The following is a 25,641-nucleotide window of genomic DNA, read 5'->3' on the forward strand; positions in this document are numbered from 1 at the left end:
TCGGCGTCTCCCGGCTCACTTGCGCCAGAAGAACGGCATCAGCAGCACCAGCACGGTGAGGATTTCCAGACGCCCCATCAGCATGCCCAGGCAAAGCAACCATTTGGCGGCAGCCGGCAGGCTGGCGAAATTGCCGGCCGGGCCAATGGTATTGCCCAACCCTGGACCGACGTTGTTGAGCGCCGTGGCCGCGCCGGTGATCGCCGTGACCATGTCCAGCCCCAGCGCCGCCAGTGCCAGGGAAAGCACCGCCACGGTGAGAAAGAAGAAGAACGAAAAGGCAATGACGGCGCGCACCACCTCGTCGTTGAGCCGCCGGCCGTTGTAGCGCTGGGCGAACACGCCGCTCGGATGGACCAGATAGCGCAGCTGATTGACCAGCAGCAGACCGCCGATCTGGAAGCGGAATATCTTCATGCCACCGCTGGTCGAACCGCTACAACCGCCAATGAAGGTGATGAAGAAGAACGTGGTGACCGCCAGCGGCCCCCATAGCGAATAGTCCTCGCTGGCGTAGCCGGTGGTCGTCACCACCGAAATCACATTGAAAGCGACTGCCGTCAGCGCCTCGAAGGGCGCTTCGGAAAACGCCAGGACCCGATAGGTCGTCAGCGCCATGATCACGACGACCAGCAACCCGACCAGCCCTCGCACCTGCTGGTCCTGCCACAGCGCGCCACGACTATCGCGCAGCAGCCGGATGTAGAGCACGAACGGCAAGGCTCCGGCCAGCATGAACGCACAGCCCAGCCACAGGATCAGCGGCTGGTCATGATAGATACCGAACGAGGCGTCATAGTTGGCAAAGCCGCCAGTGGAGACCGAACTCATCGCATGGACGATGGCATCCAGCGTGCCCATGCCCGCCAGCCGGTAGCTCAGGATCGCTGCCAACGTGAAGCCTAGATAGATGAACGTCGAGGCCTTGGCAATCCCCCAGCCCGAGGCAGCACCTTGTCCGACCAGTCCGAAGACTCGGTCTGGAACAGCCGCATGCCGCCGACCTTCAGAAACGGCAGGATCGCGATCGCCATCACGATGATGCCGATACCGCCCAGCCACTGCATCAGCCCGCGCCACAACTTGAGCCCATCGGACAGATTCTCGATACCGACGAGCACGGTGGAACCCGTCGTGGTGATCGCCGAGACCGACTCGAACACCGCATCGGTGAACGACAGCTGCGGCGCACCCAGCACCAGCGGCAGGCTGGCGAAGGCGCTGATCGCCGCCCAGCTCGACGTGGTCAGGATGAACATGTGGCGCGTCTTCAACTCCACCGGCGTACGCCAGGTCCACGCCAGCAGCGATAGCGACACCACCAGCGCGAGCGCCATCGACTCGAGAAACGCCCACAGGTCCGGATCGTTCTCGAGCCCCAGCAGCACCACCGGTGGCACCATGAACAGCAATAGCACGGTCAACAGCAGCGCCAGAATCTTGAAAATTGGCTTGGCGTCTTGCAAGACTTCCTCCCGGTCTCCGTCACGCGAGTTCGACTGACGCTATCCGACCGCACCGCAGCCGAGTCCAACCCTATTGCATTCCCTATTGTCATTCGGCCAACGGCATCCCCGCCGAACGAACCGGAGCGATGATAGGCCATCCCGCCGTTCAAGACACGACTCGGCCTGCATTTCGCATCCGCCGTTCTCGCCCGGCCCATGAACCATGGTTCATCGACCGCACCGACTCTGGCCGCGCAGCGAGATGTGCTATGGTGGCGCCATCGCAACGCAGGCGCGCCGGCCCGTCGTTGAAAGCTACGACGAACATTCATCTCGGCGACGAGTCGACGCCGAGACAGGCCGAATATTACAAGCTAGTCACTGGAGGAAAGCCCCCATGAGTTCCGCCTCGGAAATGCAGAAGACCCGCGTCATTCAGGAACTTCGCGCCTTCATCAAGAAACTGCTGCAGGAGCCCGGTATTCTCGAGAATTCGCTGGCCATCGCCAAGCGCCACTCCGACGGCAGCAACGACGCCCAGGCCTGGGCGACCATCGCCAACGAGATTTCGGATACCACCAGCGTGCATATTCCGGAAGACCCGGCCGAGCACTCGGACGCGGATCGGCTGTTTCTGGAGGTGTTAAGGGAAGTGGTTGGGGAAGAGAAGGCGCTTTATTAGAGCTGGAAGCTGGAAGCTGGAAGACGAAAGAGAGAAGAAGACAGAGGGAAGAAGGAAGAGTCGAAAGGGCCGGCGAATGCCGGCCCGATATTACTTTATGCGTCAGCTTGAGAAGTCAGTACGGCAGGAAGAGGGCAGATATTCAAAAATGGTCGTATCGTCCGTACCACACTCCCATGTCAGGTTTCCGTCCGCATCACTCGTCGCCTGGAGAATCACATTTTTGCCTGCCAAAGTGGAGTTGATCGTCTGCCCGTCATCGATATCCCCTCCACTATTCAGGAGGTAAGTCAACGTGGCAGTCGCGGGGGTCGATGTATCTCCACTGCCGGAGGCAGCCGTCGAATCATACTCAACGCCCGTTATATAATTTCCTCTTTCCTCATCCACCACACCGGATGTTGACTGTGAATCCGGGAATTTCCCTTGAGATACGAAGTACTCGGACACAGCGGTTTTATCCGGCCCCATCATGGTAATGACTTCGGACATCTTGGCCCTGGCGGTATAGTTCTGATACTGCGGGATCGCGACGGCGGCGAGGATGCCGATGATCGCGACGACGATCATGAGTTCGATCAGGGTGAAGCCGCCCTGCCGGTGTGAAACGGGTTTGTGTTGCTGTTGCATCGTGGTTCCCTGCCTTGCCGATATTGAAGCCGTTGTTGAGCCGGTTGACGTGATGTCTTCCATCGTGCCGCCGGTCGTTTCTCTCTTTATGCTCATGCTATCGTTACGCTCACGCTGTTTTTACGTTCACGCTATCGTTACATTCGTTCTATCCTTGCATTCCTTTCGCTTGCTTTTCGCTTGCTTCCCGAGCGCTACGTCGGGTGTTCGGACGGTGCCGAAGCCTGTCGAACCCTGCCGAACCGCTCGCAAGCTCACGCCTGCAAAGATACACAAATTTACCATGGATGACATTCGACTGCTTTATCGGCAGATTGCCAAGAATACTTAAAGAAAAAAAGGCGTCAGCCGATAACGGATTCGTCGATCGAACCATTCGTGCCGGTGAACGCGGGGCTTCCGGGGCCGCTCCCCCGCCATCCGTTCGCCAGCCAGCTAGCCGGGGCTCTCATCTCCATGTCGGATGTCACCACATCGCGTACGCAAAGCAGTCTTGCCCAGCGCTTCATCGAACACGGCCTGATCAGCGCGGAGGCGTGCGAGCAGGCGATCCGCGACGCGGCGGAGAAGCAGTTGACGCTGCTGGAGCTGGTGGTCCGTGAAGGCAGGGTCGATCCCCGCGAAGCCGGCGTGCTGGCAGCGCGCGAGTATGGCCTGCCGTTCATGGATCTGGAGCATGTCGACTGGGACAAGCTGCCGATCATCGAGCCGGTGGCGGACAAGGTCATCCGCCGCTTTCAGGTGCTGCCGCTGGCCCGCGACGATCGCCGCCTCACCGTGGCGATCGCCTTCCCGGCCACGCTGGCACAGCTGGATGAGCTGCAGTTCACCACCGGGCTTGCGATCGAGGGTGTCCTGGTGCCGTTCGATCAACTGGAGCGGGCGCTGGCCAAGCGTTACCAGCGCCATGAAACCTCCGGCATGCTGGAAGCGCTGGGGGAAGCCAGCGAGGCGCTGACGCTGGACACCAGCGAGGCCGACCTGGCCAGCGAAGCGGCCGCGCTCGACCAGATCGGGGAAGACGACGAGCCCGTGGTGCGCTTCGTCAACAAGATCCTGCACGACGCGATCCAGCGCGGCGCCTCCGATATCCACTTCGAGCCCTACGAGTCGAGCTACCGGATTCGCTTTCGCATCGACGGGCTGCTGCTCGAGATCGCGCGACCGCCGCTGAGCTTGCGCACCCGCCTCGCCGCCCGGCTCAAGGTCATGGCGCGACTGGATATCTCGGAGCGCCGCCTGCCCCAGGACGGCTCGATGAAGATTCGGCTCGATAGTGAGCGTGCCATCGATTTCCGCGTCAACACGCTGCCCACCGTGTTCGGCGAGAAAATCGTCCTGCGACTGCTGGATGCCCGAACGGCCAGCTTCGGCATCGATGCGCTGGGCTTCACCCCGGAGCAGCGTCAACTGTTCGAGGCCGCGCTGGCCGAGCCCCAGGGAATGATTCTGGCCACCGGCCCCACCGGTAGCGGCAAGACGGTAACGCTCTATACCGGCATCAATCTGCTCAATACCGAGGAGCGCAATATCTCGACCGCGGAAGATCCGGTGGAACTCAAGGTGCCCGGCGTCAACCAGGTCAACGTGCAGCCACGCATCGGCCTCGACTTCGCCAGCGCGCTGCGCGCCTTTCTGCGCCAGGATCCGGACGTGGTGATGGTCGGCGAAATCCGGGATCTGGAGACCGCCGAAATCGCGGTCAAGGCAGCCCAGACCGGCCACCTGGTGCTATCGACGCTGCATACCAACTCCGCCGCCGAAACCCTGACCCGCCTGCGCAACATGGGCGTTGCCAGCTTCAATATCGCCAGTTCGGTCTCGCTGATCATTGCCCAGCGGCTGGCGCGCATGCTCTGCCCGCGCTGCAAGGCACCGGCGGAGATTCCCGAGGACGTGCTGCGCCACGAAGGCGTCTCGCCGGAGAGACTGGCAAGCGCCACTCTCTACCGCGCCGTGGGCTGCGATCGATGCACGCTGGGCTACAAGGGGCGCATCGGGATCTACGAGGTGGTGCCGGTGGACGATGCCATGAGCCGGCTGATCATGGCCGACAGTCACGCGCTGGAACTGGCCCGCGCGGCACGCGATGCCGGCTTCCCGGGGCTGCGCCAGAGCGGTATCGACAAGGTACTCCAAGGCGTGACCAGCCTCGAGGAGATCAACCGCGTGACGATCGACTGACGGCGGCCCATCCGTTTTCGCCCGGACTCTGGCACAATCCGTGGTTCGCGGTTCGGGCTAATCTTCGATCTCACTCACGCTCGGCGCCTCGTCGAGTCATTGTCAGGAAAGCGATCATGGCGACCAGCCGGAAGTCAGCCAAGTCACTGAAGTCATCCAAGCCGCCTCGGCGGGTAGTCATGCACCGCTGGCAGTGGCGCGGCAAGAACCTGCGTGGCGAAGTCGTCTCCGGGGAACTCGTCGCCAGCGAGATCGACGAGGTGCGCAAGGAGCTGACGCGCCAGAAGATCATCGTCAAACGCATCACGCGCAAGACCGGCATCTTCGGCCTGGGCCGGGTCAAGTCGCGGGACATCACCCTGTTCTCGCGTCAGCTGGCCACCATGCTCCGGGCCGGCGTTCCGCTACTTCAAGCCTGCAAGGTCGTCGCCGAAACGCTCAAGAATCCTGCCATGCGCAACCTGGTCGAGACACTGGCCAACGACATCAGCGCCGGCTCCAGCTTCTCGGAAGCGTTGGCCAGGCACCCTGCGCGGTTCGACCGCATGTTCGTCAACATGGTCGCCGCCGGCGAGCAGGCCGGCGCGCTGGACAAGATGCTCGAGCGAATCGCCAGCTACCGCGAGAAGGTCGACACCCTGAAGGGGCGCGTCAAGAAAGCGCTCTACTATCCCACGGCGGTGGTTCTGGTCGGGATCGGCGTCACCGCCCTGCTGCTGGTCAAGGTCGTGCCCCAGTTCGAGAGTCTGTTTCAGGGGTTCGGCGCGGAGTTGCCGGTCTTCACCCAGTTCACCGTGCATATGTCCCAGTTGACCCAAGCCTACTGGTGGCAGGCCGTGCTGGCGCTCGTGGTGATGATCCTCGGCGTGCGCCAGGCCATGAAGCGCTCGCCGGCATTTGCCTATCGTGCCCATCAGCTGGCGCTCAAGCTGCCGGTGATCGGCAATATCATCGACAAGGGCTCGATTGCCCGCTTCTCGCGCACCCTCGCGACCACGTTCAATGCCGGCATTCCGCTGGTCGAAGCGCTCGATACCGCCGCCGGCGCCACCGGCAACCAGGTTCATCAGCGCGCCATCGCCGAGATTCGCGAAGACGTCGCCACGGGGCAGCAGCTCAACTTCGCCATGCGCCGCACCAAGGTCTTCCCGGTGATGGCCGTGCAGATGGTCAGCATCGGCGAGGAAGCTGGCGAACTGGACACTATGCTGGACAAGGTGGCGGAATTCTACGAGGAAGAAGTCGATAATCAGGTCGACACGCTGACCTCGCTGCTGGAGCCGTTCATTCTGGTGGTGCTCGGCACCATGGTCGGCGGATTGGTGGTGTCGATGTATTTGCCTATCTTTCAGATGGGTTCCGCCATATAGATGTTATTCATGGCTGCGCGCGTCTGCCGCGTTGTTGTCCGCCACCTCGAAATCCTCACGGACAACCACGTCCGCTCCGGGTTCTCGGTGGCGGGCGCCTAGCGGCAAAAGCGCTCGCCGATGAATCGACGTCAGCGCACTCAAAAACCAGCTTTTATGTGCGTTACCCTTGGCGCTATCTTTCTATCCGATGTTCGTGGAGCTTCCGTTGTCCGATCTTCCCCCTTTGCTTGCCTGGCCGCTGGCGTTCCTGTTCGGCGCGGCACTGGGCAGCTTCCTCAATGTGGTCATCGTGCGGCTGCCGGTGATGCTGATGCAGCGCTGGCGAGCCGAGGCGCTGGAAGCGCTGGAGCAGCCGGTGGAAGCCAGCCCTGCCTACAATCTGGCAACGCCACGTTCGCACTGCCCCGGCTGCGGGCACTTCATCGCCTGGCATGACAATCTGCCGCTGGTCGGCTGGCTCAAGCGTCGCGGCCGCTGTGCCGCATGCGGTACGGCGATCAGTGTCCAGTATCCGCTGATCGAGCTGGTTTCGGCATTGCTGACGGTGGCGATCATGGCGCTGCATGGCGTGAGCTGGCAAAGCCTGTGGCTGGTCGGCGCCTGCCTCTGCCTGCTGGCGCTGGCGGTGATCGACTGGCGTACCCAGTTGCTGCCGGATGCGCTGACCCTGCCGCTACTCTGGGCCGGCCTGCTCTATCAGTGGCTGTTCACGCCATTGATGCTGGAAAGCGCCGTGCTGGGCGCCGTCGCCGGGTATCTGTCACTGTGGTCGGTCTACTGGCTCTTCAAGCTGGCGACCGGCAAGGAAGGCATGGGTTACGGGGATTTCAAGCTGATGGCGGCACTCGGCGCCTGGCTCGGCTGGCAGAGCCTGCCGCTGCTATTGTTGCTCTCGGCAGGCGTGGGCGCCGTGGTCGGCCTGATACTGATCGCCCTGCGCCAGCAGGATCGCAACCAGGCAATGCCCTTCGGCCCCTATATCGCCCTGGCCGGATGGATCGCCCTACTGATCGGCGCCCCGCTGCTGGCCGGCTATCAGGCACTGTTACTGGGAGGCTGGGGATGAACACGAACGTCACCAAGACGGAAGGCGAGCGCGGCACCTTGGTCGTGGGCGTCACCGGCGGGATCGGCTCGGGCAAGAGCGCGGTGGCGGATGCCTTCGGTGCCCTGGGCATCGGCTGGGTCGATGCCGATCACGTGGCGCGGGAAGTCGTGATGCCCGGCGAGCCGGCGCTGGCGGCCATTGTCGAGCGCTACGGCCCGGAGATACTCGACGACGACGGGACACTCGACCGGCGCGCGCTCCGGGCGCGGATCTTCGACGACGAAACCGAACGCCGGTGGCTGGAACGAGAGACGCACCCGCGTATTCGCCAACGGCTGCTGATGCATCTGGAGCGACTGCGCAACGCCGACGCCCCCTACTGTCTGCTGGTGTCACCGCTGTTGATCGAGTCGGGGCAGCTCGAGCTGGTCGATCGCGTTCTGGTGGTCGATGTGCCGCCGGAGATCCAGATTCAGCGCACCCTCGCGCGGGACGGGGTCGACCGGCGTCAGGTGGAGTCGATACTGGCGGCCCAGCTTCCCCGGGAACGTCGCCTTGCAGCCGCCGACGACGTCATCGACAATAGTCGCGACCGACAACACCTACTCGACCAGGTTGCCCGGCTGGACGCCCGGTATCGCCAACGGTCTTCTGACCCTCGCGCCTGATGCAACGATCACCGACACGATACCCCTCGCCATGACTCGACGTAACGACCCGAACCGTCCTCCGGACGCTGGCGCCGACAGCGGTGCCAGCCAGGATGCGAACAAACCCGGCTTGACCGTGCCCTGCCCCCAGTGCAGAAAATCCGTCGCCTGGACACCCGAGAATCCCTACCGCCCCTTCTGCTCGAAGCGCTGCAAACTGCTGGACCTGGGCGCTTGGGCCGACGGCTCCCACCGTATTGCCGGCGAACCCCACATGGACGAAACCGAACTCGACGAACTGATCGACCGGCTCGAGCGCGGTCAGGAATAGCGGGAGCCACGAGCCGTAAGCCGTAAGCCGTAAGCCGTAAGCCGTAAGCCGTAAGCCGTAAGCCGTAAGCCGTAAGCCGTAAGCCGTAAGCCAAGAAACAACCGCTTTTACTGCCAAATCAAATGATTTTTGCCTTTTGATTTTTCTTACAGCTTAAAGCTTATGGCTTACAGCTCCGGGCGAAGCCCGGTGGCTCAGGAATCGTTACGCCAGAAATCCCGAATCGACGCGATTCCCTGGGCACCGACACCACGCGCCTGATTGGCATGATGCCGGGTCATGCCACCCAGCGCGAAGACCGGCATCGCGGCCGTTTCTACCATCTGCTGGAAATCGTGCCAGCCGATGGTCACCGCATCCGGATGCGACGGCGTCGGCGCCAGCGGCGACAGCGTAACGAAATCACAGTCGATCTGACCGGCCTGAGCGAGCTGCTCATCACCGTGAGTCGACGCTCCCAGCCACTTGTCGGCGGGAATGGGCCGGTGCTTGAGCTCCATGAGCCGCGCGCTGGTCAGATGGATGCCATCAGCATCGACGCGCTGCAGCCACTCGGGGTCCGCATTGAGCAGCAGCCGGGCGCTATAGCGTCGGCACAGCGCCAGAGTCTTCTCCGCCCGCGCCTGGTAGGCGGCGTCATCCAGCTCCTTGGCACGCAACTGTACCAGGCGGACGCCGTCCTCCTTCAACGCCCGCTCGAGCCGCGCCAGGAAAACATCGTCGTCCGCTTCGGCGGTGATCAGATACTCCTGAGGCAGCGCTACCGCACGGAGAATCGGCATATTGGCTGCCGGGAACGGGTAATTGGGCAGATCGTCGACCTCGACCCAACGTACCGGCTGACCTTCCCGGCCGTACGGATCACCGTCGTATTCCCGCACCTGCCAGACGTCCAGCAGAATGTGCTTGTCGGCATATTCGTGATGAACGCGGATCAGCGGCTGAGCGCGCACGATCTGGATACCGAGCTCCTCGTTCAGCTCCCGCTTGAGCGCCTCGAGCCCGGTTTCGTAGGGTGCCAGCTTGCCCCCCGGGAATTCCCACAGACCGCCCTGGTCGACAGTCGCCGGGCGTCTGGCGATCAGCACTCGGCCGTCGCCGCGAATGACGGCGGCTGCCGCTACGTGGACCCGTCTTTTGATCATCTTGCTAAGTCTCTCGTACCACTGCAGTGTTTAACCTTGACGCGCGAGGTCGAGATAGCGCGCGACGTCTGGATAGCGTTCAACGTCTGAATTTCGTTAACTACGATAATCCGCGTTGATCGATACGTAATCGTGGGACAGATCCGATGTCCAGACCGTGGCGCTGGCGTCGCCACGACCGAGCTGAATGCGGATGACGATCTCTTCCTGAGCCATCACCCGGGCGCCAGCCTCTTCCGTGTAGCCGTCTGCGCGCCCGCCGTGCTCGACCAGACGCACGTCGCCGAGATCGATGACGATGCGCTCGACATCGAGCTCGTCGACCGGTGCGCGGCCCACGGCGGCCAGAATGCGCCCCCAGTTGGCATCGCTGGCGTAGAGCGCCGTCTTGACCAGCGGCGAATGGGCCACCGTGAACGCCACCGCCCGCGCTTCGTCGACGCTGGTCGCCTGCTCGACCTGCAGCGTGACGAACTTGGTCGCTCCTTCGCCATCGCGAATGATCGCCTGGGCCAGGTCGGTCAGCACCGTCGTCAGCGCCTCGCGAAACCGCTGCTCGTCCTCGGGCGACTCGACCTTCGGCCCGCGTCCGGTGGCGATCAGGGTGCAGGCGTCATTGGTGGAGGTGTCGGAATCCACGGTAATGGCATTGAACGACACCCGCACAGCGTCGCGTAGCCATTGCTGAAGCCGGGCTGCGTCGATTGCCGCATCGCAGGCGACGAAGCCGAGCATGGTCGCCATGTTGGGCTGGATCATGCCCGAGCCCTTGCTGATGCCGTTGATGGTAACGGTACCGTCGCTCAGTTCGACCTGCATCGAGGCACCCTTGATACGGGTGTCGGTGGTCAGGATACCCTCGGCGGCCATCTCCCAGCCCGCTTCGCTCAACGACTCCAGCGCTGCCGGCAGGCCGGCGGCAATGCGCTCTACCGGCAGCGGTTCGCCGATCACGCCGGTCGAGAACGGCAGCACCTGATGTGCATCGACGCCAGCGAGGTCCGCCAGCGAGTTGCAGCAGCTCTCGGCATCCTGGCGGCCACGGGCACCGGTACCGGCATTGGCGTTACCGGTATTGATCAACAGATACCGGGGCGCCGTGTGCTGCAGGTGATCCCGGGCGACATGCACCGGGGCGGCGCAAAAGGCATTGCGGGTGAACGTTGCCGCGACCGTGGCGCCTTCCGACACTTCGATCACCACCAGATCACGCCGATCGGGTTTCTTGATCCCTGCCATCGCCGTGCCCAGACGCACGCCACCAATGGCCGGCATCTCCGGAAATACTGACTTACCTACCGCCATCTCGATTCTCCTTGGCGGACTCGAGCCCGGCCCGAGTCCGACGCCAACTCAACTCAGCGTGCCGTGGCACTGCTTGTATTTCTTGCCGGAACCGCAGGGACACGGGTCGTTGCGCCCGACCTTGGGGCCCTCGCGTCGAACCGGTTGCGCATTGTCATCACCGGACTCGGGGGCGGGTTCTTCCCCTTCGGCGGTCTGCTGCGCGGCGGCCACGGCATCTTCATGGACCGACTGACTGGCAGCCTTCTCGCGCTCCAGCGCCTCGCGACGCTGGCGTTCCAGATCCTCGACCTCTTCCTGGCGACGCACCTGAACGTGGCTGAGGATACGCGTGACATCATGCTTGATGTTGTAGAGTAGCGACTGGAACAGTTCGAAGGCTTCGCGCTTGTACTCCTGCTTCGGGTTCTTCTGCGCGTAGCCCCGCAGGTGAATGCCGCGACGCAGATGGTCCATCGACTGCAGATGTTCCTTCCAGCGGGTATCCAGCACCTGGAGCATCACCTGCTTCTCGAAGCGACGCATCATGTCGGCGCCGATCGCTTCGACCTTGGCCAGATACTGTCCACGATGCTGGTCCAGCAGACGCTGACGCAGCACTTCTTCGTTGAAGTTGTCGTCTTCTTCCGCCCACTGCACCAGCGGCAGATCGAGATTGAACTCCTGCTTGAGCTGATCCTGAAGCCCGGCGAGCTCCCACTGTTCCGGCAGGCTCTGCGGCGGTACGTAGTCGGAAATCGTCTGCTCGAGAACCTCGTCGCGAATGCTGGCGATATTATCGGAGATCTCGTCGGCCGCGAGAATATCGTCGCGCTGTTCGTAGATGACCCGACGCTGGTCGTTGGAGACGTCGTCGTACTCCAGCAATTGCTTGCGAATGTCGAAGTTGCGCCCTTCGACCTTCTTCTGCGCCCGCTCGACCGCATTCGAGACCATCTTGTGCTCGATCGCTTCACCCTCTTCGAGGCCCAGCGCGCCCATCAGACGCTGGACGCGATCCGAACCGAACAGCCGCATCAGGCTGTCTTCCAGAGACAGGAAGAAGCGCGTCGAGCCGGGATCGCCCTGACGCCCCGCGCGACCGCGCAGCTGGTTGTCGATACGACGAGACTCATGACGCTCGGAGCCGATCACGTGCAGACCGCCGGCTTCGAGCACCGCATCATGACGCTGTTGCCACTCGGCCTTGATGGCCGCGATCTGCTCCTCGCTCGGGTTCTCGAGCTTGGCGGCCTCGGCTTCCCAGTTGCCGCCGAGCACGATGTCGGTACCACGGCCGGCCATGTTGGTGGCTAGCGTCACAGCGCCGGGACGACCGGCCTGAGCGATGATCTCGGCCTCCCTGTCGTGCTGCTTGGCGTTGAGCACGTTGTGCGGGATGTTCTTCGCCTGCATCAGCTTGGAGAGATATTCCGAGGTCTCGATCGACGCGGTACCGACCAGCACCGGACGGTTGGCCTCTCGCTGGGTGTTGACGTCCTCGATGATCGCGTTGAATTTCTCCTTGGCACTGAGATAGACCAGATCGTTCAAGTCTTGACGCGCCAGCGGCCGATTGGTCGGGATGACCAGCACGTCGAGTCCGTAGATGTGGTTGAACTCGAAGGCCTCGGTATCGGCGGTACCGGTCATCCCCGCCAGTTTCTCGTAAAGACGGAAATAGTTCTGGAAGGTGGTAGAAGCCAGCGTCTGGCTCTCGCGCTGGATCGGCACGCCTTCCTTGGCCTCGACCGCCTGGTGCAGGCCCTCCGACCAGCGCCGCCCCGGCATGGTACGGCCGGTGTGCTCGTCGACGATGACGACATTGCCGTCGGAGACGATGTAGTCGACGTCACGGTGATAGAGGCAGCGAGCGCGCAGCGCGGAATGGATATGCTGCAACAGGCCCAGATTCTGCACCGCGTAGAGCGAGTCCTCCGCCTTCAGCAATCCCGCTTCGCGCATCAGCTGCTCGACCTGCTGGTGCCCTTCTTCCGTCAGTTCGACCTGCTTCTGCTTCTCGTCGATCAGGAAGTCGCCGGTAGAGGGATCCTCCTCGTCGGTGCACTGCTTGAGCTGCTTCGAGAGCGCGTGAATCGTGCGGTAGAGTTCGACGTTCTCTTCGACGGGGCCGGAAATGATCAGTGGCGTACGCGCCTCGTCGATCAGGATCGAATCGACCTCATCGATGATCGCGTAGTACAGCGGCCGCTGAACCTTGTCCTGCAGCGAGAACGCCATGTTGTCGCGCAGGTAATCGAAGCCGTACTCGTTGTTGGTGCCGTAGGTGATGTCGCAGGCGTAGGCCCGACGCTTCTCTTCGTTGGGCTGCCCGGAGGCGATGACGCCGACGCTCAGACCGAGGAATTCGTAGAGCGGGCGCATCCAGTTGGCGTCGCGGCCGGCCAGATAGTCGTTGACCGTGACGACATGAACCCCCTTTCCGGGCAACGCATTGAAGTACACCGCGAGGGTGCCGACCAGGGTCTTGCCCTCGCCGGTCTTCATCTCCGCGATCCGGCCTTCATGCAGCGCCATGCCGCCGACCATCTGGACGTCGAAGTGTCGCATGCCCAAAACGCGCTTGCTCGCCTCGCGAACCGTGGCGAAAGCCTCCGGCAGCAGCGCATCGAGTTTCTCGCCATCGGCAAGGCGCTGGCGAAACTCGACCGTCTTGGCCTGGAGCGACGCGTCATCGAGCGCTTCGAAACTGGCTTCCAGGTCATTGATCGCCGCCACCTGCTTGCGCAGGCGCTTGACGTCACGATCGTTCTTGGAGCCGACCAATTTGTGTAGCAATCCGTTCAACATGATCCGTTTCCTGCCTGACTCTGTTCCTGCGTAGTACCAAGGCGAAGATGCGACAAAAAGCCGGCATCGACCACCGATAAACTGAGCTTCTGACGATGATCAGGCAGGAACGGGAGGACCACGACGGGAAATGACATCCAGCGCGGCACTGGCGGCGATAAGAGGCGGGGAATAACCCGGCGACTGGATAAAGGCAGCTGCCGCTTGCGGGTATACGGGACGCTTGGCAGCGACTCGAGCGACGCGTCGGGACTCGGCACGAATGGCCTCCGGGGCCATCAGGTAGACCTGGGTGAGCCGCTCGGCCAGCCGCATGGCCTCAGCATGCATCAGGCCCGCAGGCAGCAGGCAACCGACCAGCACACTGGCCAGCCACCAATGGGCTCGCTGCCGGGGGCGCCATACGGCACCGCGCGGACCGGACTGCGCTTTGGCCGAAGTCATGCTGTCGACGAACTCCGCGTCGTGATAGGTTTAGCGGGTCTATCCCCACTGCGTGCAAGCCGATGAGTATAAAGGCTAAGCGTTTGCGAGCCCAGCCCGTTTCCCGACTCCTGGAACAACCAGGAGGGCTGGGTGACGTCATGCGCATGGCAACGCTGATCGAACGTGCCCAGAATCACCTGAGACGCCAGCTACCGCCGGACGTGGCCGAACATCTTTATGTCGGTGGCTACCGCAACGGCGTGTTGACGCTGATCACCGATCGCGCCGCCTGGCTGACCTGGCTGCGCTACGAGCAGCCGCGCCTGCTCAAGCTGCTGCATCAACTGCCGGGATTCGAGGCAGTCATGAAATTCTCGTTGAAGGTACGCCCGATCCGGCCGGTAAAGGCGATTCCGCGACAGACGCGGCGCCTGTCGCCGGCCGGCGCCGAGGCACTCACCCATTGCGCGGAAGGCCTGGAGGATTCGCCGCTCAAGCGTTCACTGAATCGGCTGGCATCACACGCCGATGCTACCGCAGAGCCCTGCGACGCCCCCTCCAGCGACGGCCCCGCCTGACGATAACGGCCAATCCCGTCTCGACGACGCGCGCTCCGACCGCGGTAGCGCGGCCATTGGCATCGTTCAGACACGAAAACGCCGATCACAAGATCGGCGTTTTCTCCATCTAATCTCTCACGATCATCAGATCATCACGACATCAATCGATGCTGGTCCATCTCAGGCCATTGCAGGCGCCGCATAGGAGATCGGTGCAGGCTGAGTCGCTTCTTCGAAGGTCACGATTTCGTATGCCTCCGGATGAGCGAGCAGCTCGCGGCAAAGCTGGTTATTGAGGCCGTGACCGGACTTGTAACCTTTGAACTCGCCGATCAAGCTGTGACCCAACTGGTACAGATCGCCGATGGCGTCCAGCATCTTGTGCTTCACGAACTCATCGTCGTAGCGCAAGCCATCCTGGTTCACGATGCGATAATCGTCGACGACGATGGCGTTATCGAGGCTACCGCCCAATGCCAGATTCTGCGACCGCAGAAATTCCAGATCGCGCATGAAACCGAAGGTGCGAGCACGAGAGACTTCCTTGACGAAGGAAGTGGTCGAAAAATCGACGCTGGCCGTCTGCTTCTGCTGCTCGAAGACGGGGTGGTCGAAATCGATCGCGAAGCTGACCTTGAAGCCGTTATGCGGCAGAAACGTCGCCTGCTTGCCGTTATCATTGACGGTGACTTCGCGCTTGATACGAATGAACTGCTTCGGCGCGGCCTGCTCGGCGATACCTGCCGATTGGATCAGGAACACGAACGGGCCTGCGCTACCGTCCATGATCGGCACTTCGGGCGCGCTCAACTCGACATAAGCGTTGTCGATCCCCAGGCCAGCGAACGCCGACATTAGATGCTCGACCGTGGCGACCTTGACGCCATCCTTGGATAGCGCGGTGCATAGATTGGTATCGGTCACGCTCTCTGCGTGCGCCGGGATATGCACTACCGGGTCGAGATCGGTACGCACGAACACGATGCCCGTATTGGGCGCCGCGGGCCGCAGCGTCAGATACACTTTTTCTCCGGAGTGGAGTCCCACGCCTGTTGCGCGGATCGTGTTCTGCAACGTTCGTTGTTTGATCATGAGCATCGACCTGACAGTCAAATAGTTTGGAAACGGTGTTCACTATAACACCAAACCACCGTTTCACCAATCATATTGACGTTACAGAATGATGATGGGCAGTTTAAAGCGCTATCAGTCAGCCTGACGACGCAGGAACGCCGGGATGTCCAGATAGTCATCCATGTCGGAGGTCTTGCGCTTCTCCTGCTGCGACTTCTTCGCTGCAGCTTCCTGCTCAGCGCGCGCCGCCTGCTGACGCATGACCGCCGGCTGCTGCAGTTTGCGATAATCGGTCGTTTCCGGACGGGCAGCCACGGTTTCACGCGGGATCGCCTTCTCTTTCTGCGCATCCAGCCCCGCAGCAACCACGGTCACGCGCAGTTCGTCGGACATTTCCATGTCGATGGCGGTACCCACCACGATGGTCGCATCCTGGGAAGCGAACTCCTGAACCGTCGCACCGACATCATTGAACTCGCCGATGGAGAGATCCGGACCTGCAGTGATGTTGACCAGGATGCCCCGGGCGCCATGCAGATCGATATCCTCGAGCAGCGGGCTGCGAATGGCCTTCTCGGCAGCTTCGCGAGCGCGGTTCTCGCCAGTCGCGGCGCCGGTACCCATCATCGCCATGCCCATCTCCGACATCACCGTGCGCACGTCGGCAAAGTCGACGTTGATGATGCCCGGACTGGTGATCAGTTCGGCGATCCCCTGAACGGCGCCCAACAGCACGTCGTTCGCGGCACTGAACGCCGTCAGCAGACTGGCGTTCTTGCCCAGTACCGACAGCAGCTTTTCGTTGGGAATGGTGATCAGGGAGTCGACGTATTCGGAAAGCTCCTTCATCCCCTCTTCCGCTGCGCGCATGCGCTTCGGTCCCTCGAACGGGAACGGGCGCGTCACGACCGCGACGGTCAGGATACCGAGTTCCTTGGCGACCTGCGCGACGACAGGTGCTCCCCCCGTACCGGTGCCACCGCCCATGCCGGCGGTGATGAAGACCATGTCCGCGCCTTGCAGCATGTCTGCGATGCGATCGCGATCTTCCATCGCGGCCTGACGCCCCACGTCCGGGTTCGCCCCCGCTCCCAGCCCTTTGGTGATCTCGCCACCCAGCTGGAGAACGGTCTTGGCCGCCACGCGCTTGAGCGCCTGGGCATCGGTGTTGGCGCAGATGAACTCGACGCCTTCGATGTTACTCTCGACCATGTGATTGACGGCGTTGCCGCCGCCGCCGCCGACACCGATGACTTTGATGATTGCACTACTAGAAGGTGCATTATCTACTAGTTCGAACATTGCCCCGTCTCCAAGACCGCTTGCGGCCTGTCAGAAATTTCCTTTAAACCAGCCTTTGAGTCGCTCCAGCGCCGAAACCTCATCCCTGGTTGCGCGCCGGGGAAGTGAGTCTTCCCGTTGAGGCTGGGCTGATACTGCGCGAGAGTGCTTGGCGTCTTTCATACCGTAGAGTAGCAAACCTACCCCGGTCGAATAAATCGGGTTGCGCACCACGTCCGCCAAGCCGCGGACATTGTACGGACAAGCGATGCGAACCGGCATGTGGAATATCTCCTCGGCCAGTTCCACGACCCCCTCCATCCGGGACGTGCCCCCTGTCAGCACGATCCCGGCTGCTACCAGATCCTCGTAACCGCTGCGGCGCAATTCCTCGCGTACCAGCGTGAAGAGCTCCTCGTAACGGGGCTCGACGACTTCCGCCAACGCCTGACGAGAGAGATCCCGCGCCGGCCGATCGCCGACGCTGGGAACCTTGATCATCTCGTCGCTGCTCGCCAGCTGCGTCAGCGCACAGGCATATTTGACCTTGATGTCTTCGGCGTACTGAGTCGGCGTACGCAGCGCCATGGCGATATCGTTGGTCACCTGATCGCCGGCGATCGGGATCACCGCGGTATGACGAATGGCGCCTTCGGTGAACACGGCGATGTCCGTCGTCCCGCCACCGATATCGACCATGCAGACGCCGAGCTCACGCTCGTCTTCAGTCAGCACCGCGTGACTGGAGGCCAGCTGCTCGAGAATGATGTCGTCGACTTCCAGACCACAGCGTCGCACGCACTTCTCGATGTTCTGAACGGCATTCATCGCCGCCGTCACCAGGTGCACGCGGGCTTCGAGACGCACGCCGGACATGCCCAGAGGCTCGCGGATGCCCTCCTGGGTGTCGATCGCGAACTCCTGGGGAATGACGTGAAGTACCCGCTGGCCTTCGGAGATGGCTCGGGCGCGGGCGGAATCGATGACGCGGTCGATATCTGCGGGCGCGACTTCGCGCTCCTTGATCGCCACGACACCGTCGGAATTCATGGAGCTGATATGGCTGCCGGCGATGCCGACATAGACAGAGTGGATATCGCAGCCTGCCATCAGTTCGGCTTCTTCGACGGCGCGCTGAATCGACTGAACGGTTGATTCGATATTGATCACGACACCCTTCTTCATGCCACGAGAAGGATGCGAGCCGATCCCGGCGATTTCCAACCCGCCATCATCAGTGGGCTGCCCCACGATGGCAACCACCTTGGATGTTCCGATATCCAGCCCGACCACCATATTGGAAGCGTTGGATTGTCCTGCCATAGGTCGGGGTCGCTCCTCAAACTTCACCGATAAATCGGATAAAAATGGGTCAATAAAGATTCGGGCTTATTATAGGAACAAGACGACCTTTTTCACCAGCCCATCGTGAAAACAAAAGCCACAGTAAGCCCTTTTTCTTTAAAAAGGAAATAGGAAGGAAGCCTTACCGCTATTTAAGTAACGCTGGCATAACAGAATGCGCCGATAGTCGAGGCCAAGAACGGCGGTCAGCGAGCAAATGCCATCCGTCGTCGGTCGGACTTCTTGCCGGATGAGCCGCACCGAGATGCCGCCAACCGCGGGACTCAGGCTTGTTTAACTGCCAATGAGTTTCAGACTAATCACTGGAGACCGCGGCCGTTTCACCATGCCTTGCCACCGAAACACCATTGGGATAACGAAGATCGATGTAGCGAATCTGCGACGCCTCTTCACCCAACTGTCGCTTCCACGCGGCAATAAAGCGAGCCAATCGCGCATCCAGGTCTGCACGCCCGAGAATGACCCAGACTCCGTCATTGACCTGAAAGCGCCAGGCACCGCGAGGCTCCAATCTCAATTGCGTGATGGAAAGCCCCAGCCCTGACAGCGCGCGACGCAGTGAATCATAGTAACCGAGCACTTCTCGTCCCGACCCGGCAGGGCCGCCAAGGTCAGGCAAGCGACGACCGAAATCGGTCACCGGTCCAGGCGAAAAAGGCTGTCCCCGAGTATTGAGCAGAAATTCATCGTTCCAGCGCGCGACCGGATCCTGTTCGTAAAGCACGAATCGTAGGGTATTGGGCCATTCCCGAGAAACGGTGACCTCTCGCAGCCACCCGATCTCGCGCGCCTCGTTACGCAGGTCGGACAACGACAAGGAAAGCCAGGTGTGACCGCGAACCAGGGGCGCCAATTCCTTCTGCAGGTAATTCGCACTCACGTAGTTCAAGTCGCCACTAATCGACACGCGAGCGATGGGCTTGTCCAGCCACAGCCACAGCGCTCTGCCGCCGGCGCCGAGGAGCACCACGATCATGAGTATACCGAGCAGCGTCCCCCGCGCGTTGGAATTCATGACGTCTGCCCTGCCTTCGAACTGCCATGAGACCACCCGGTGTCTCCAGACCGCTTCGTCGAGCGCGCGCCTCCAGACATGATCGCCACACTCAAAGGGCCACCTCGTCGAGTCTCAGCGCACTGTGTGCCAGCGCCTGCGCAATGCCGCCGATATCGCCGGCGCCCTGGGTAATCAGGATATCTCCGGGGCGCAGCACCCGCGCGAGAATATCCGGCAGGGCCGATTTTTTCTCGATGAACAGTGGGTCGACCTGGCCGCGCTGGCGAATCGACCCTGCCAGCATCTTGCCTTCGGCACCCGGAATCGGTGCTTCACCAGCGCTATACACATCGAGCAGCAATAACGTATCGACCCCGGAAAGCACCCTGACGAAATCTTCATAAAGATCCCGGGTCCGGGTATAGCGGTGCGGCTGATAGACCATCACCAGGCGTCGTTGCGGCCAGCCGGCGCGCACCGCACGGATGACCATCTCCACCTCCCGCGGATGATGGCCGTAGTCGTCGACGAGCATCACCTCGCCACCCTGCGGAAGCGAGTAGTTTCCATGAACCTGAAACCGTCGACCAACGCCCCCGAACGACGCAAGACCCTTGATGATATCGTCATCGCTGACACCGGCATCCGTAGCGACGGCAATCGCGGCGAGAGCGTTCAAGGCATTGTGAGTGCCGGGCATGGCCAGCGTGATGGTCAGCGGCTCGAATCCCTCGGGCCGTTCGGCGACGAACCGGATGACCCCCGCCGTCTGCTGGAAATCCCGCACGCGAAAGTCGGCCTCTTCACTGAAGCCGTAGGTCACGAACTGGCGCTGGACCTGGGGCAGCAATTCACGTACATGATCGTCGTCGAGGCACAGCACGGCGCGGCCGTAGAAAGGCAAATTGTGCAGGAATTCGACGAAGGTCGTCTTCAATCGCGTGAAGTCGCCATCGTAGGTCGCCATGTGGTCGGCGTCGATATTCGTGACGATCGCCGTCATCGGTTGCAGGTGCAGAAAGGACGCATCCGATTCATCGGCCTCGGCAACCAGAAAGTCCCCGGACCCCAGCCGTGCATTGGTACCCGCGCTGGTCAGCTTGCCGCCGATCACGAAGGTGGGGTCGAGTCCCGCCTCGGCGAACAGCGTCGACAGCAGGCTCGTAGTCGTGGTCTTGCCGTGGGTACCGGCAACCGCGATACCGTGACGAAAGCGCATCAACTCGGCCAGCATTTCGGCTCGCCGCACCACCGGCACGCGATGCTCGCGCGCCCACTGGATTTCCGGATTGGTCAGATCCACCGCCGTCGACACCACGATGACATCGGCCCCTTCGGCATTGACCGCCGCGTGACCGATGGCGACCCGAATGCCGCACTCGCGCAGATGATGAGTGACGGTCGACTCACGCAGGTCACTGCCGCTGACCTCGTAGCCTTCGTTGGCCAGGACTTCGGCAATGCCGCACATGCCGGCACCGCCGATCCCGACGAAATGAATGCCTCGAATGCGTCGCATGCCGAGATGCGAGCGCGCGGGACGCGTCTGAATGCTATCGCTCAAAACCGATCTCCATGCAGCCGTCGACCAGGCGTTCGACGGCATCGAGGTGAGCCACCCGGCGTGCCTGACTTGCCATCCGCGCCAGCACGTCCGGCTGCAAAAGTGACTCGAGCGCCGCCTGCAAACGTTCAGGGGTGAGCTCGACCTGCTGTATCAATTGCGCGCCGCCGGCCTCGACCAGATGACGCGCATTGTGTGTCTGATGATCATCCACCGCGTGGGGGAAAGGCACCAGCAAGGAAGGCTTGGCGGCCGCCGAAAGCTCGGCGATGGTGAGCGCGCCGGCCCGGCACACGATGATATCCGCCCAGTCGTAGGCGGCAGCCATATCATCGATGAAAGCGCTGACCTCCGCCTCGACACCCGCCGAGCGATAGCCTTCCCGCGTGACCTCGTCCTTGTCGCGCCCGGCCTGATGGCGAACCTGCGGGCGGCTCGAGGCGTCCAGCGCCGAAAGCGCGACCGGCAGCTTTTGATTGAGCGACTGCGCGCCCAGCGACCCCCCAAGCACCAGCAGCCGCAGGGCGCGATCGTTCATCTGGTTCGCCGTTCTGGGATGCTCGCCCAGTGCGGCGATATCCGCACGCACCGGATTGCCGACCACCTCGGCCTTGCCGCCGGGGAAAGCACCGGGAAACGCCGCGTAGACCTTGGTCGCCAGACGCGCCAGCGACCGGTTGGTCAACCCCGCAATGGCGTTCTGCTCGTGAACGACCAGCGGCTTGCCGGCCAGGCGTGCCGCCAGCCCGCCGGGGCCGCTGGCGAACCCGCCCAGACCGACCACCAGTTGAGGGTCGAAGCGACGAATCACCTGACGCGACTGCCGGATGGCTCGCGTCAGCCGCCAAGGAATCGACAGCCAGCCGGCCAGGCCGTTGCCCCGCAGACCAGCCACGTCGATCCGGTTCAGCGCGATACCAGCCTCGGGAACGAGACGATTTTCGATTCCCCTCGGGCTACCCAGCCATTCCACCGCCACGCCGCGCTCGATCAGCGCCTTGGCCAGCGACAGCGCCGGCACGACATGCCCTCCCGTGCCGCCGGCCATGATCAGTACACGTTTCAGTTCGCTCATAAAGTCGACTCCACCGCTTCGCTCGTGGGCTTGGCCTCGCCGCTTTCCGGCGCGGGCTTCGGCCGACGCTGCAGCCGCCTGACCTCCACATCGACGCGGAACAGAATCGCCATCATGGTCCCGCTGATGATGAGGCTCGAGCCGCCGTAACTCAGCAGGGGCAGCGTCAGCCCCTTGGTCGGCAGCATGCCGGAACTGACCGAGATGTTGATGAAGGCTTGCGCGCCGATGACGAGCGCGATTCCGTAGCAGAGATAGGCCGCGAACGGAATGCCGGCCAGCTCCGCCTTGCGCCCGATGCGAAAGGCGCGGAATACCAGCAGCGCGAACAGCAGGATCACCCCCACGGCGCCGAACAACCCCAGTTCCTCGGCCAGCACGGCGAATACGAAGTCGGTATGCGCCTCGGGCAGGTAGAACAGCTTCTGGACACTGTTACCCAGCCCCAGGCCGAACCAGTGGCCGCGGCCGAAGGCAATCAGCGCCTGCGTCAGCTGGTAACCGGTGTTGTATTGGTCCGCCCAGGGGTTGGCGAAGCTGGTGATACGCTGCAGGCGATAGGGTTCCGCCACCGCCAGCATGACCGCACCCGACCCGACGATGATCAGGATCAGCAGGAACCGCCACAGCGGCGCCCCCGACAGCAGCAGCATCCCCATGACGCAGCCGGTCAACACCACGACGGCACCGTAGTCGGGCTCGAGAATCAGCAGAAAGCCGATCAGCGCCATTACCGCCAGCGGGCGCATGAACGCCCCCCAGCTTCGGCGCACCTCGGGCAGGTAGCGCTCCAGATAGCCGGCGATATAGACGATCAGGCACAGCTTGGCGACTTCCGACGCCTGGACATTGATGATGCCGAGCGAAATCCAGCGCCGACTACCGTTGATCTCGCGACCGACGACCAGGACCACGAACAGCAGCAGCAGCGCCACGATCAACATCAACGGCCCTTTCTGGCGCCACCAGTCCAATGGCAAACGCACGGCAAACAGCCCCACCCCGATCGACGCGAGCACGAAAATGCCGTGCCGGATGCTGAAGTAGTAAGGGTTGCCGGTCAGGCTCGCGGCGATTTCGGTGGAAGCGGAAGTCACCATCACCCAGCCGATCAACATCAACGAAAGCGTCGCCAGCAGCAGCCAGCCATCGAACGCCTGATGCCGCGTGGTCAGTCGCTCCTGCGAGGTCTTCAACATCGCCTTCAGCATGCGGCTTCCTGCCCTTGTTCGAGCGGTCCTTGATCAAGAAAGGCGCGGAACGCCTCGCCACGCGCCAGATAATTGGGAAATTGATCGAGACTGGCACAGGCCGGCGACAGCAGCACGCAGTCTCCTGCCTCGGCGATCGAGGCCGCCCGCTGCATGGCCTCGGCCAGGGTATCGACGCGATGTGTCGCCACATGTGGGGCCAATGCCGCCACCAGCTGCGGCGCATCCTGGCCGAAGACGATCGCCTCGCGAGCGTATCGGGCCAGCGGCGCGGCCAGCGGCGTAAAATCCGCCCCCTTGCCGATGCCGCCCCCCAGCCAGATCAGTTTTCCAGCCAAGGTCTCGCCCAGTCCGGCGATGGCCGCCAGCGTCGCGCCCACGTTAGTGCCTTTGGAATCGTTGATCCAGCGAACGCCGCCGCGCTCGGCCACTATCTCGCCGCGATGCGGCAGCCCGGCAAAGTACCCCAGTACCTGACGCATGACCGCCAGCGGCAGCCCGATAACATGCCCGATCGCCATCGCGGCCAGTGCATTGGCCTGATTGTGACGTCCCGCCAGCCGCAGCTCGCTGACCGGCATCAACGGCTGCTCGCCGTGGCACAACCACTCGCCTGACTCGAGAGATGATATGCCCCACATCCCGTCCGCGGGCGCCTTCGTGGTGAAGCGCTCGCAGGGTATCGACGCATCCTCCGGCCAGGTCGCCTCGTCTTCGGCATTGACCACGACGTGCCTGGCCTTGTCGAAGATTCGCGACTTGGCTTGCCGGTAACCGGCCATGTCGCCATGCCGGTCGAGGTGATCGGCGGAGAGATTGAGGAAGGCAGCGCACACGGCACCCAGCCCCTCGAGCGTCTCGAGCTGGAAACTCGACAGCTCCAGCACGAACAGTTCGGCATCGGGATGATCGATCAGCAGATCGAGCGCCGCGTCGCCCAGGTTGCCTCCCACGGCGACCCGTTTGCCGGTCTGCCGCGCCATGTCGCCGACCAGCGTGGTCACCGTGGACTTGGCGTTCGATCCGGTAATGGCGACTATTGGCGCTTCGCAGTGGCGAGCGAATAGCGCGATCTCGCCGATGACGCGCTCCCTCACCGCGGCCAGCCCGGACTTCTGCAGATCCACGCCGGGGCTGACGACGATCTCGGAGAACGCCTGCAGATCCAGCGCCTCGAGATCGCCCAGATGGATATCTACCGTCGGGAATGCCTCGCGGAAGGCCTCGATCCCCGGCGGAGCGGTGCGGGTATCGGCCACCACGAAGCGCTCCCCCCGGTGCTGCAGAAAGCGGGCGATCGCGCGGCCGGAGATCCCCAGCCCGACGACCAGCCACGGAGCCCCATCTCGACGATGAGGCTCCGGCGGGCGATGCATTGACGGGGTGGAATGCACGGAATCGCTCATGGCATCAACGCAGCTTCAAGGTTGCCAGGCCCAGCAGGACCAGCATGACGGTAACGATCCAGAAGCGCACGATCACTCGCGGCTCCGGCCAGCCTTTGAGCTCGAAGTGGTGATGCAGGGGCGCCATGCGGAAGATGCGACGCCCGGTCAGCTTGTAGGAGCCGACCTGGAGAATGACGGAGACCGTTTCCATGACGAAGACGCCACCCATGATGAACAGCACGATCTCCTGGCGCACGATGACCGCGACGATACCCAGCGCCGCGCCGAGCGCCAGCGCGCCGACATCCCCCATGAAGACCTGGGCGGGATAGGTATTGAACCAGAGGAATCCGAGCCCCGCGCCGGCGATGGTGCCGCAGAATACCGCCAGTTCGCCGGCGCCCGGCACCTCGGGAATATGCAGGTACTCGGCGAAAACGGCGTTACCGCTGGCATAGGCGAAGACCGCCAGCCCCATCGCAACGAGCACGGTCGGCATGATCGCCAGGCCATCGAGGCCATCGGTCAGATTGACCGCGTTGGAGCTGCCGACGATGACCAGGTAGCTCAGCACGATGTAGAACAGGCCCAGCGGAATCACCACGTCCTTGAACAGTGGCACGATCAGGCTGGTCTCGACCGGGCTCGCCGCGGTGAAATAGAGAACCAGCGAGGCGCCGAGGCCGATCACCGACTGCCAGAAGTATTTCCAGCGCGCCGGCAGCCCGCGAGGATTCTTTTCCACTACCTTGCGGAAGTCGTCGACCCAGCCGATGGCACCGAACCCCAGCGTGACCGCCAGCACCACCCAGACGTAGTGGTTGGTCAGGTCGCCCCAGAGCAGCGTGCTGACGGCGATGGAGATCAGGATCATGGCGCCGCCCATGGTCGGCGTGCCTGCCTTGGACAGGTGTGATTGGGGGCCGTCGTCGCGCACTGCCTGGCCGATCTGGCGTTCGACCAGACGGCGAATCATCTGCGGTCCCATCCACAGACTCAGGAACAGCGCGGTCAGCGTCCCCAGAATCATGCGCAGGGTCAGATACCCGAATACGTTGAAAGCACTATGGAAATGGGTCAGCAGTTCAGCCAGAAAAAGCAGCATGAGTCGGAT

At 62.5% G+C, this 25,641-nt stretch carries 21 protein-coding genes and 1 pseudogene; 7 read left to right on the forward strand and 15 right to left on the reverse strand.

What is annotated here, in order from left to right; all coding sequences use genetic code 11:
- Positions 1–15: 15 nt before the first annotated feature.
- Positions 16–1,466: pseudogene (locus tag R3F72_RS18615) on the reverse strand (TrkH family potassium uptake protein).
- Between the two features lie 379 nt (positions 1,467–1,845).
- Between R3F72_RS18615 and R3F72_RS02680 the strand changes: the two are divergent.
- Positions 1,846–2,130 (forward strand): hypothetical protein, encoded by a 285-nt coding sequence (locus tag R3F72_RS02680; protein ID WP_332778859.1) that lies wholly within the window; start codon positions 1,846–1,848, stop codon positions 2,128–2,130.
- A 102-nt stretch (positions 2,131–2,232) separates the two neighbouring features.
- Here R3F72_RS02680 and R3F72_RS02685 read toward each other — a convergent pair whose 3' ends face one another.
- A complete protein-coding gene (locus R3F72_RS02685; protein WP_332778860.1) occupies positions 2,233–2,760 on the reverse strand; it encodes a pilin in 528 nt (175 codons plus the stop codon).
- Positions 2,761–3,216: 456 nt separating this feature from the next.
- Between R3F72_RS02685 and pilB the strand changes: the two genes are divergently transcribed.
- From pilB to yacG, 5 genes are all read left to right on the forward strand, one after another.
- Positions 3,217–4,944, forward strand: a complete 1,728-nt coding sequence (gene pilB / locus R3F72_RS02690) for a type IV-A pilus assembly ATPase PilB (RefSeq protein ID WP_332778861.1) — start codon at positions 3,217–3,219, stop codon at positions 4,942–4,944.
- A 116-nt stretch (positions 4,945–5,060) separates the two neighbouring features.
- Positions 5,061–6,314 (forward strand): type II secretion system F family protein, encoded by a 1,254-nt coding sequence (locus tag R3F72_RS02695; protein ID WP_332778862.1) that lies wholly within the window; start codon positions 5,061–5,063, stop codon positions 6,312–6,314.
- A 208-nt stretch (positions 6,315–6,522) separates the two neighbouring features.
- Complete coding sequence (locus R3F72_RS02700) at positions 6,523–7,383, forward strand: prepilin peptidase (protein ID WP_442978321.1); 861 nt, start codon at positions 6,523–6,525, stop codon at positions 7,381–7,383.
- On the forward strand, positions 7,380–8,033 hold the full coding sequence (gene coaE / locus R3F72_RS02705; protein ID WP_332778863.1) for a dephospho-CoA kinase: 654 nt from the start codon (positions 7,380–7,382) through the stop codon (positions 8,031–8,033). Before R3F72_RS02700 ends, coaE begins: the two co-directional genes overlap by 4 nt.
- Positions 8,034–8,064: 31 nt before the next feature.
- Positions 8,065–8,346 (forward strand): DNA gyrase inhibitor YacG, encoded by a 282-nt coding sequence (yacG, locus tag R3F72_RS02710; protein WP_332778864.1) that lies wholly within the window; start codon positions 8,065–8,067, stop codon positions 8,344–8,346.
- A 194-nt stretch (positions 8,347–8,540) separates the two neighbouring features.
- Here yacG and R3F72_RS02715 read toward each other — a convergent pair whose 3' ends face one another.
- The 4 genes from R3F72_RS02715 to R3F72_RS02730 form a co-directional block, all read right to left on the reverse strand.
- A complete protein-coding gene (locus tag R3F72_RS02715; RefSeq protein ID WP_332778865.1) occupies positions 8,541–9,491 on the reverse strand; it encodes a Nudix family hydrolase in 951 nt (316 codons plus the stop codon).
- Between the two features lie 96 nt (positions 9,492–9,587).
- The gene (gene argJ, locus R3F72_RS02720; RefSeq protein ID WP_332778866.1) at positions 9,588–10,796 is read right to left on the reverse strand and encodes a bifunctional glutamate N-acetyltransferase/amino-acid acetyltransferase ArgJ; all 1,209 of its coding nucleotides are present in this window, start codon (positions 10,794–10,796) and stop codon (positions 9,588–9,590) included.
- Positions 10,797–10,844: 48 nt separating this feature from the next.
- On the reverse strand, positions 10,845–13,586 hold the full coding sequence (gene secA, locus R3F72_RS02725; protein ID WP_332778867.1) for a preprotein translocase subunit SecA: 2,742 nt from the start codon (positions 13,584–13,586) through the stop codon (positions 10,845–10,847).
- A 99-nt stretch (positions 13,587–13,685) separates the two neighbouring features.
- Complete coding sequence (locus R3F72_RS02730) at positions 13,686–14,030, reverse strand: hypothetical protein (protein WP_332778868.1); 345 nt, start codon at positions 14,028–14,030, stop codon at positions 13,686–13,688.
- Positions 14,031–14,170: 140 nt separating this feature from the next.
- On the opposite strand from R3F72_RS02730, the gene R3F72_RS02735 reads away from it, so the two are divergent.
- A complete protein-coding gene (locus R3F72_RS02735; protein ID WP_332778869.1) occupies positions 14,171–14,590 on the forward strand; it encodes a DUF721 domain-containing protein in 420 nt (139 codons plus the stop codon).
- 162 nt (positions 14,591–14,752) lie between these two features.
- Here R3F72_RS02735 and lpxC read toward each other — a convergent pair whose 3' ends face one another.
- From lpxC to mraY, 9 genes are all read right to left on the reverse strand, one after another.
- Positions 14,753–15,664 (reverse strand): UDP-3-O-acyl-N-acetylglucosamine deacetylase, encoded by a 912-nt coding sequence (lpxC, locus tag R3F72_RS02740; RefSeq protein WP_087718107.1) that lies wholly within the window; start codon positions 15,662–15,664, stop codon positions 14,753–14,755.
- A gap of 114 nt (positions 15,665–15,778) precedes the next feature.
- Positions 15,779–16,948 carry a cell division protein FtsZ gene (ftsZ, locus tag R3F72_RS02745; protein ID WP_087717905.1) on the reverse strand — a complete coding sequence of 390 codons (1,170 nt, stop codon included), beginning with the start codon at positions 16,946–16,948 and terminating at the stop codon, positions 15,779–15,781.
- Positions 16,949–16,978: 30 nt separating this feature from the next.
- On the reverse strand, positions 16,979–18,250 hold the full coding sequence (ftsA, locus tag R3F72_RS02750; RefSeq protein ID WP_303854233.1) for a cell division protein FtsA: 1,272 nt from the start codon (positions 18,248–18,250) through the stop codon (positions 16,979–16,981).
- Positions 18,251–18,587: 337 nt separating this feature from the next.
- A complete protein-coding gene (locus R3F72_RS02755) occupies positions 18,588–19,307 on the reverse strand; it encodes a cell division protein FtsQ/DivIB (protein ID WP_332778870.1) in 720 nt (239 codons plus the stop codon).
- A 91-nt stretch (positions 19,308–19,398) separates the two neighbouring features.
- Complete coding sequence (gene murC / locus R3F72_RS02760; RefSeq protein WP_332778929.1) at positions 19,399–20,808, reverse strand: UDP-N-acetylmuramate--L-alanine ligase; 1,410 nt, start codon at positions 20,806–20,808, stop codon at positions 19,399–19,401.
- A 34-nt stretch (positions 20,809–20,842) separates the two neighbouring features.
- Positions 20,843–21,928, reverse strand: a complete 1,086-nt coding sequence (gene murG, locus R3F72_RS02765; protein WP_332778871.1) for an undecaprenyldiphospho-muramoylpentapeptide beta-N-acetylglucosaminyltransferase — start codon at positions 21,926–21,928, stop codon at positions 20,843–20,845.
- Entirely contained in the window at positions 21,925–23,139 is a 1,215-nt protein-coding gene (gene ftsW / locus R3F72_RS02770; RefSeq protein WP_332778872.1) for a putative lipid II flippase FtsW, read from the reverse strand. The genes murG and ftsW overlap by 4 nt, the downstream gene beginning before the upstream one ends.
- Entirely contained in the window at positions 23,133–24,515 is a 1,383-nt protein-coding gene (gene murD / locus R3F72_RS02775; RefSeq protein ID WP_332778930.1) for a UDP-N-acetylmuramoyl-L-alanine--D-glutamate ligase, read from the reverse strand. The genes ftsW and murD overlap by 7 nt, the downstream gene beginning before the upstream one ends.
- A gap of 34 nt (positions 24,516–24,549) precedes the next feature.
- Positions 24,550–25,632, reverse strand: coding sequence for a phospho-N-acetylmuramoyl-pentapeptide-transferase (mraY, locus tag R3F72_RS02780; RefSeq protein ID WP_087717911.1), 1,083 nt, complete (start codon positions 25,630–25,632; stop codon positions 24,550–24,552).
- Positions 25,633–25,641 lie beyond the last annotated feature (9 nt).

The sequence above is a fragment of the Salinicola sp. 4072 genome (genome assembly GCF_036663415.1).
GTDB classification, from domain to species: domain Bacteria; phylum Pseudomonadota; class Gammaproteobacteria; order Pseudomonadales; family Halomonadaceae; genus Salinicola; species Salinicola salarius_A.

What these genes read in the sequence shown, in the direction of transcription:
- ftsW (WP_332778872.1), bottom strand. Translation starts at nt 23,139, where the DNA reads ATGCTGAAGGCGATGTTGAAGACCTCGCAGGAGCGACTGACCACGCGG.
- R3F72_RS02715 (WP_332778865.1), bottom strand. Translation starts at nt 9,491, where the DNA reads ATGATCAAAAGACGGGTCCACGTAGCGGCAGCCGCCGTCATTCGCGGC.
- secA (WP_332778867.1), bottom strand. Translation starts at nt 13,586, where the DNA reads ATGTTGAACGGATTGCTACACAAATTGGTCGGCTCCAAGAACGATCGT.
- yacG (WP_332778864.1), top strand. Translation starts at nt 8,065, where the DNA reads ATGACTCGACGTAACGACCCGAACCGTCCTCCGGACGCTGGCGCCGAC.
- R3F72_RS02735 (WP_332778869.1), top strand. Translation starts at nt 14,171, where the DNA reads ATGCGCATGGCAACGCTGATCGAACGTGCCCAGAATCACCTGAGACGC.
- lpxC (WP_087718107.1), bottom strand. Translation starts at nt 15,664, where the DNA reads ATGATCAAACAACGAACGTTGCAGAACACGATCCGCGCAACAGGCGTG.
- ftsA (WP_303854233.1), bottom strand. Translation starts at nt 18,250, where the DNA reads ATGGCAGGACAATCCAACGCTTCCAATATGGTGGTCGGGCTGGATATC.
- R3F72_RS02730 (WP_332778868.1), bottom strand. Translation starts at nt 14,030, where the DNA reads ATGACTTCGGCCAAAGCGCAGTCCGGTCCGCGCGGTGCCGTATGGCGC.
- mraY (WP_087717911.1), bottom strand. Translation starts at nt 25,632, where the DNA reads ATGCTGCTTTTTCTGGCTGAACTGCTGACCCATTTCCATAGTGCTTTC.
- murC (WP_332778929.1), bottom strand. Translation starts at nt 20,808, where the DNA reads ATGCGACGCATTCGAGGCATTCATTTCGTCGGGATCGGCGGTGCCGGC.
- R3F72_RS02695 (WP_332778862.1), top strand. Translation starts at nt 5,061, where the DNA reads ATGGCGACCAGCCGGAAGTCAGCCAAGTCACTGAAGTCATCCAAGCCG.
- coaE (WP_332778863.1), top strand. Translation starts at nt 7,380, where the DNA reads ATGAACACGAACGTCACCAAGACGGAAGGCGAGCGCGGCACCTTGGTC.
- R3F72_RS02755 (WP_332778870.1), bottom strand. Translation starts at nt 19,307, where the DNA reads ATGAATTCCAACGCGCGGGGGACGCTGCTCGGTATACTCATGATCGTG.
- murG (WP_332778871.1), bottom strand. Translation starts at nt 21,928, where the DNA reads ATGAGCGAACTGAAACGTGTACTGATCATGGCCGGCGGCACGGGAGGG.
- R3F72_RS02685 (WP_332778860.1), bottom strand. Translation starts at nt 2,760, where the DNA reads ATGCAACAGCAACACAAACCCGTTTCACACCGGCAGGGCGGCTTCACC.
- pilB (WP_332778861.1), top strand. Translation starts at nt 3,217, where the DNA reads ATGTCGGATGTCACCACATCGCGTACGCAAAGCAGTCTTGCCCAGCGC.
- murD (WP_332778930.1), bottom strand. Translation starts at nt 24,515, where the DNA reads ATGCATCGCCCGCCGGAGCCTCATCGTCGAGATGGGGCTCCGTGGCTG.
- R3F72_RS02680 (WP_332778859.1), top strand. Translation starts at nt 1,846, where the DNA reads ATGAGTTCCGCCTCGGAAATGCAGAAGACCCGCGTCATTCAGGAACTT.
- ftsZ (WP_087717905.1), bottom strand. Translation starts at nt 16,948, where the DNA reads ATGTTCGAACTAGTAGATAATGCACCTTCTAGTAGTGCAATCATCAAA.
- argJ (WP_332778866.1), bottom strand. Translation starts at nt 10,796, where the DNA reads ATGGCGGTAGGTAAGTCAGTATTTCCGGAGATGCCGGCCATTGGTGGC.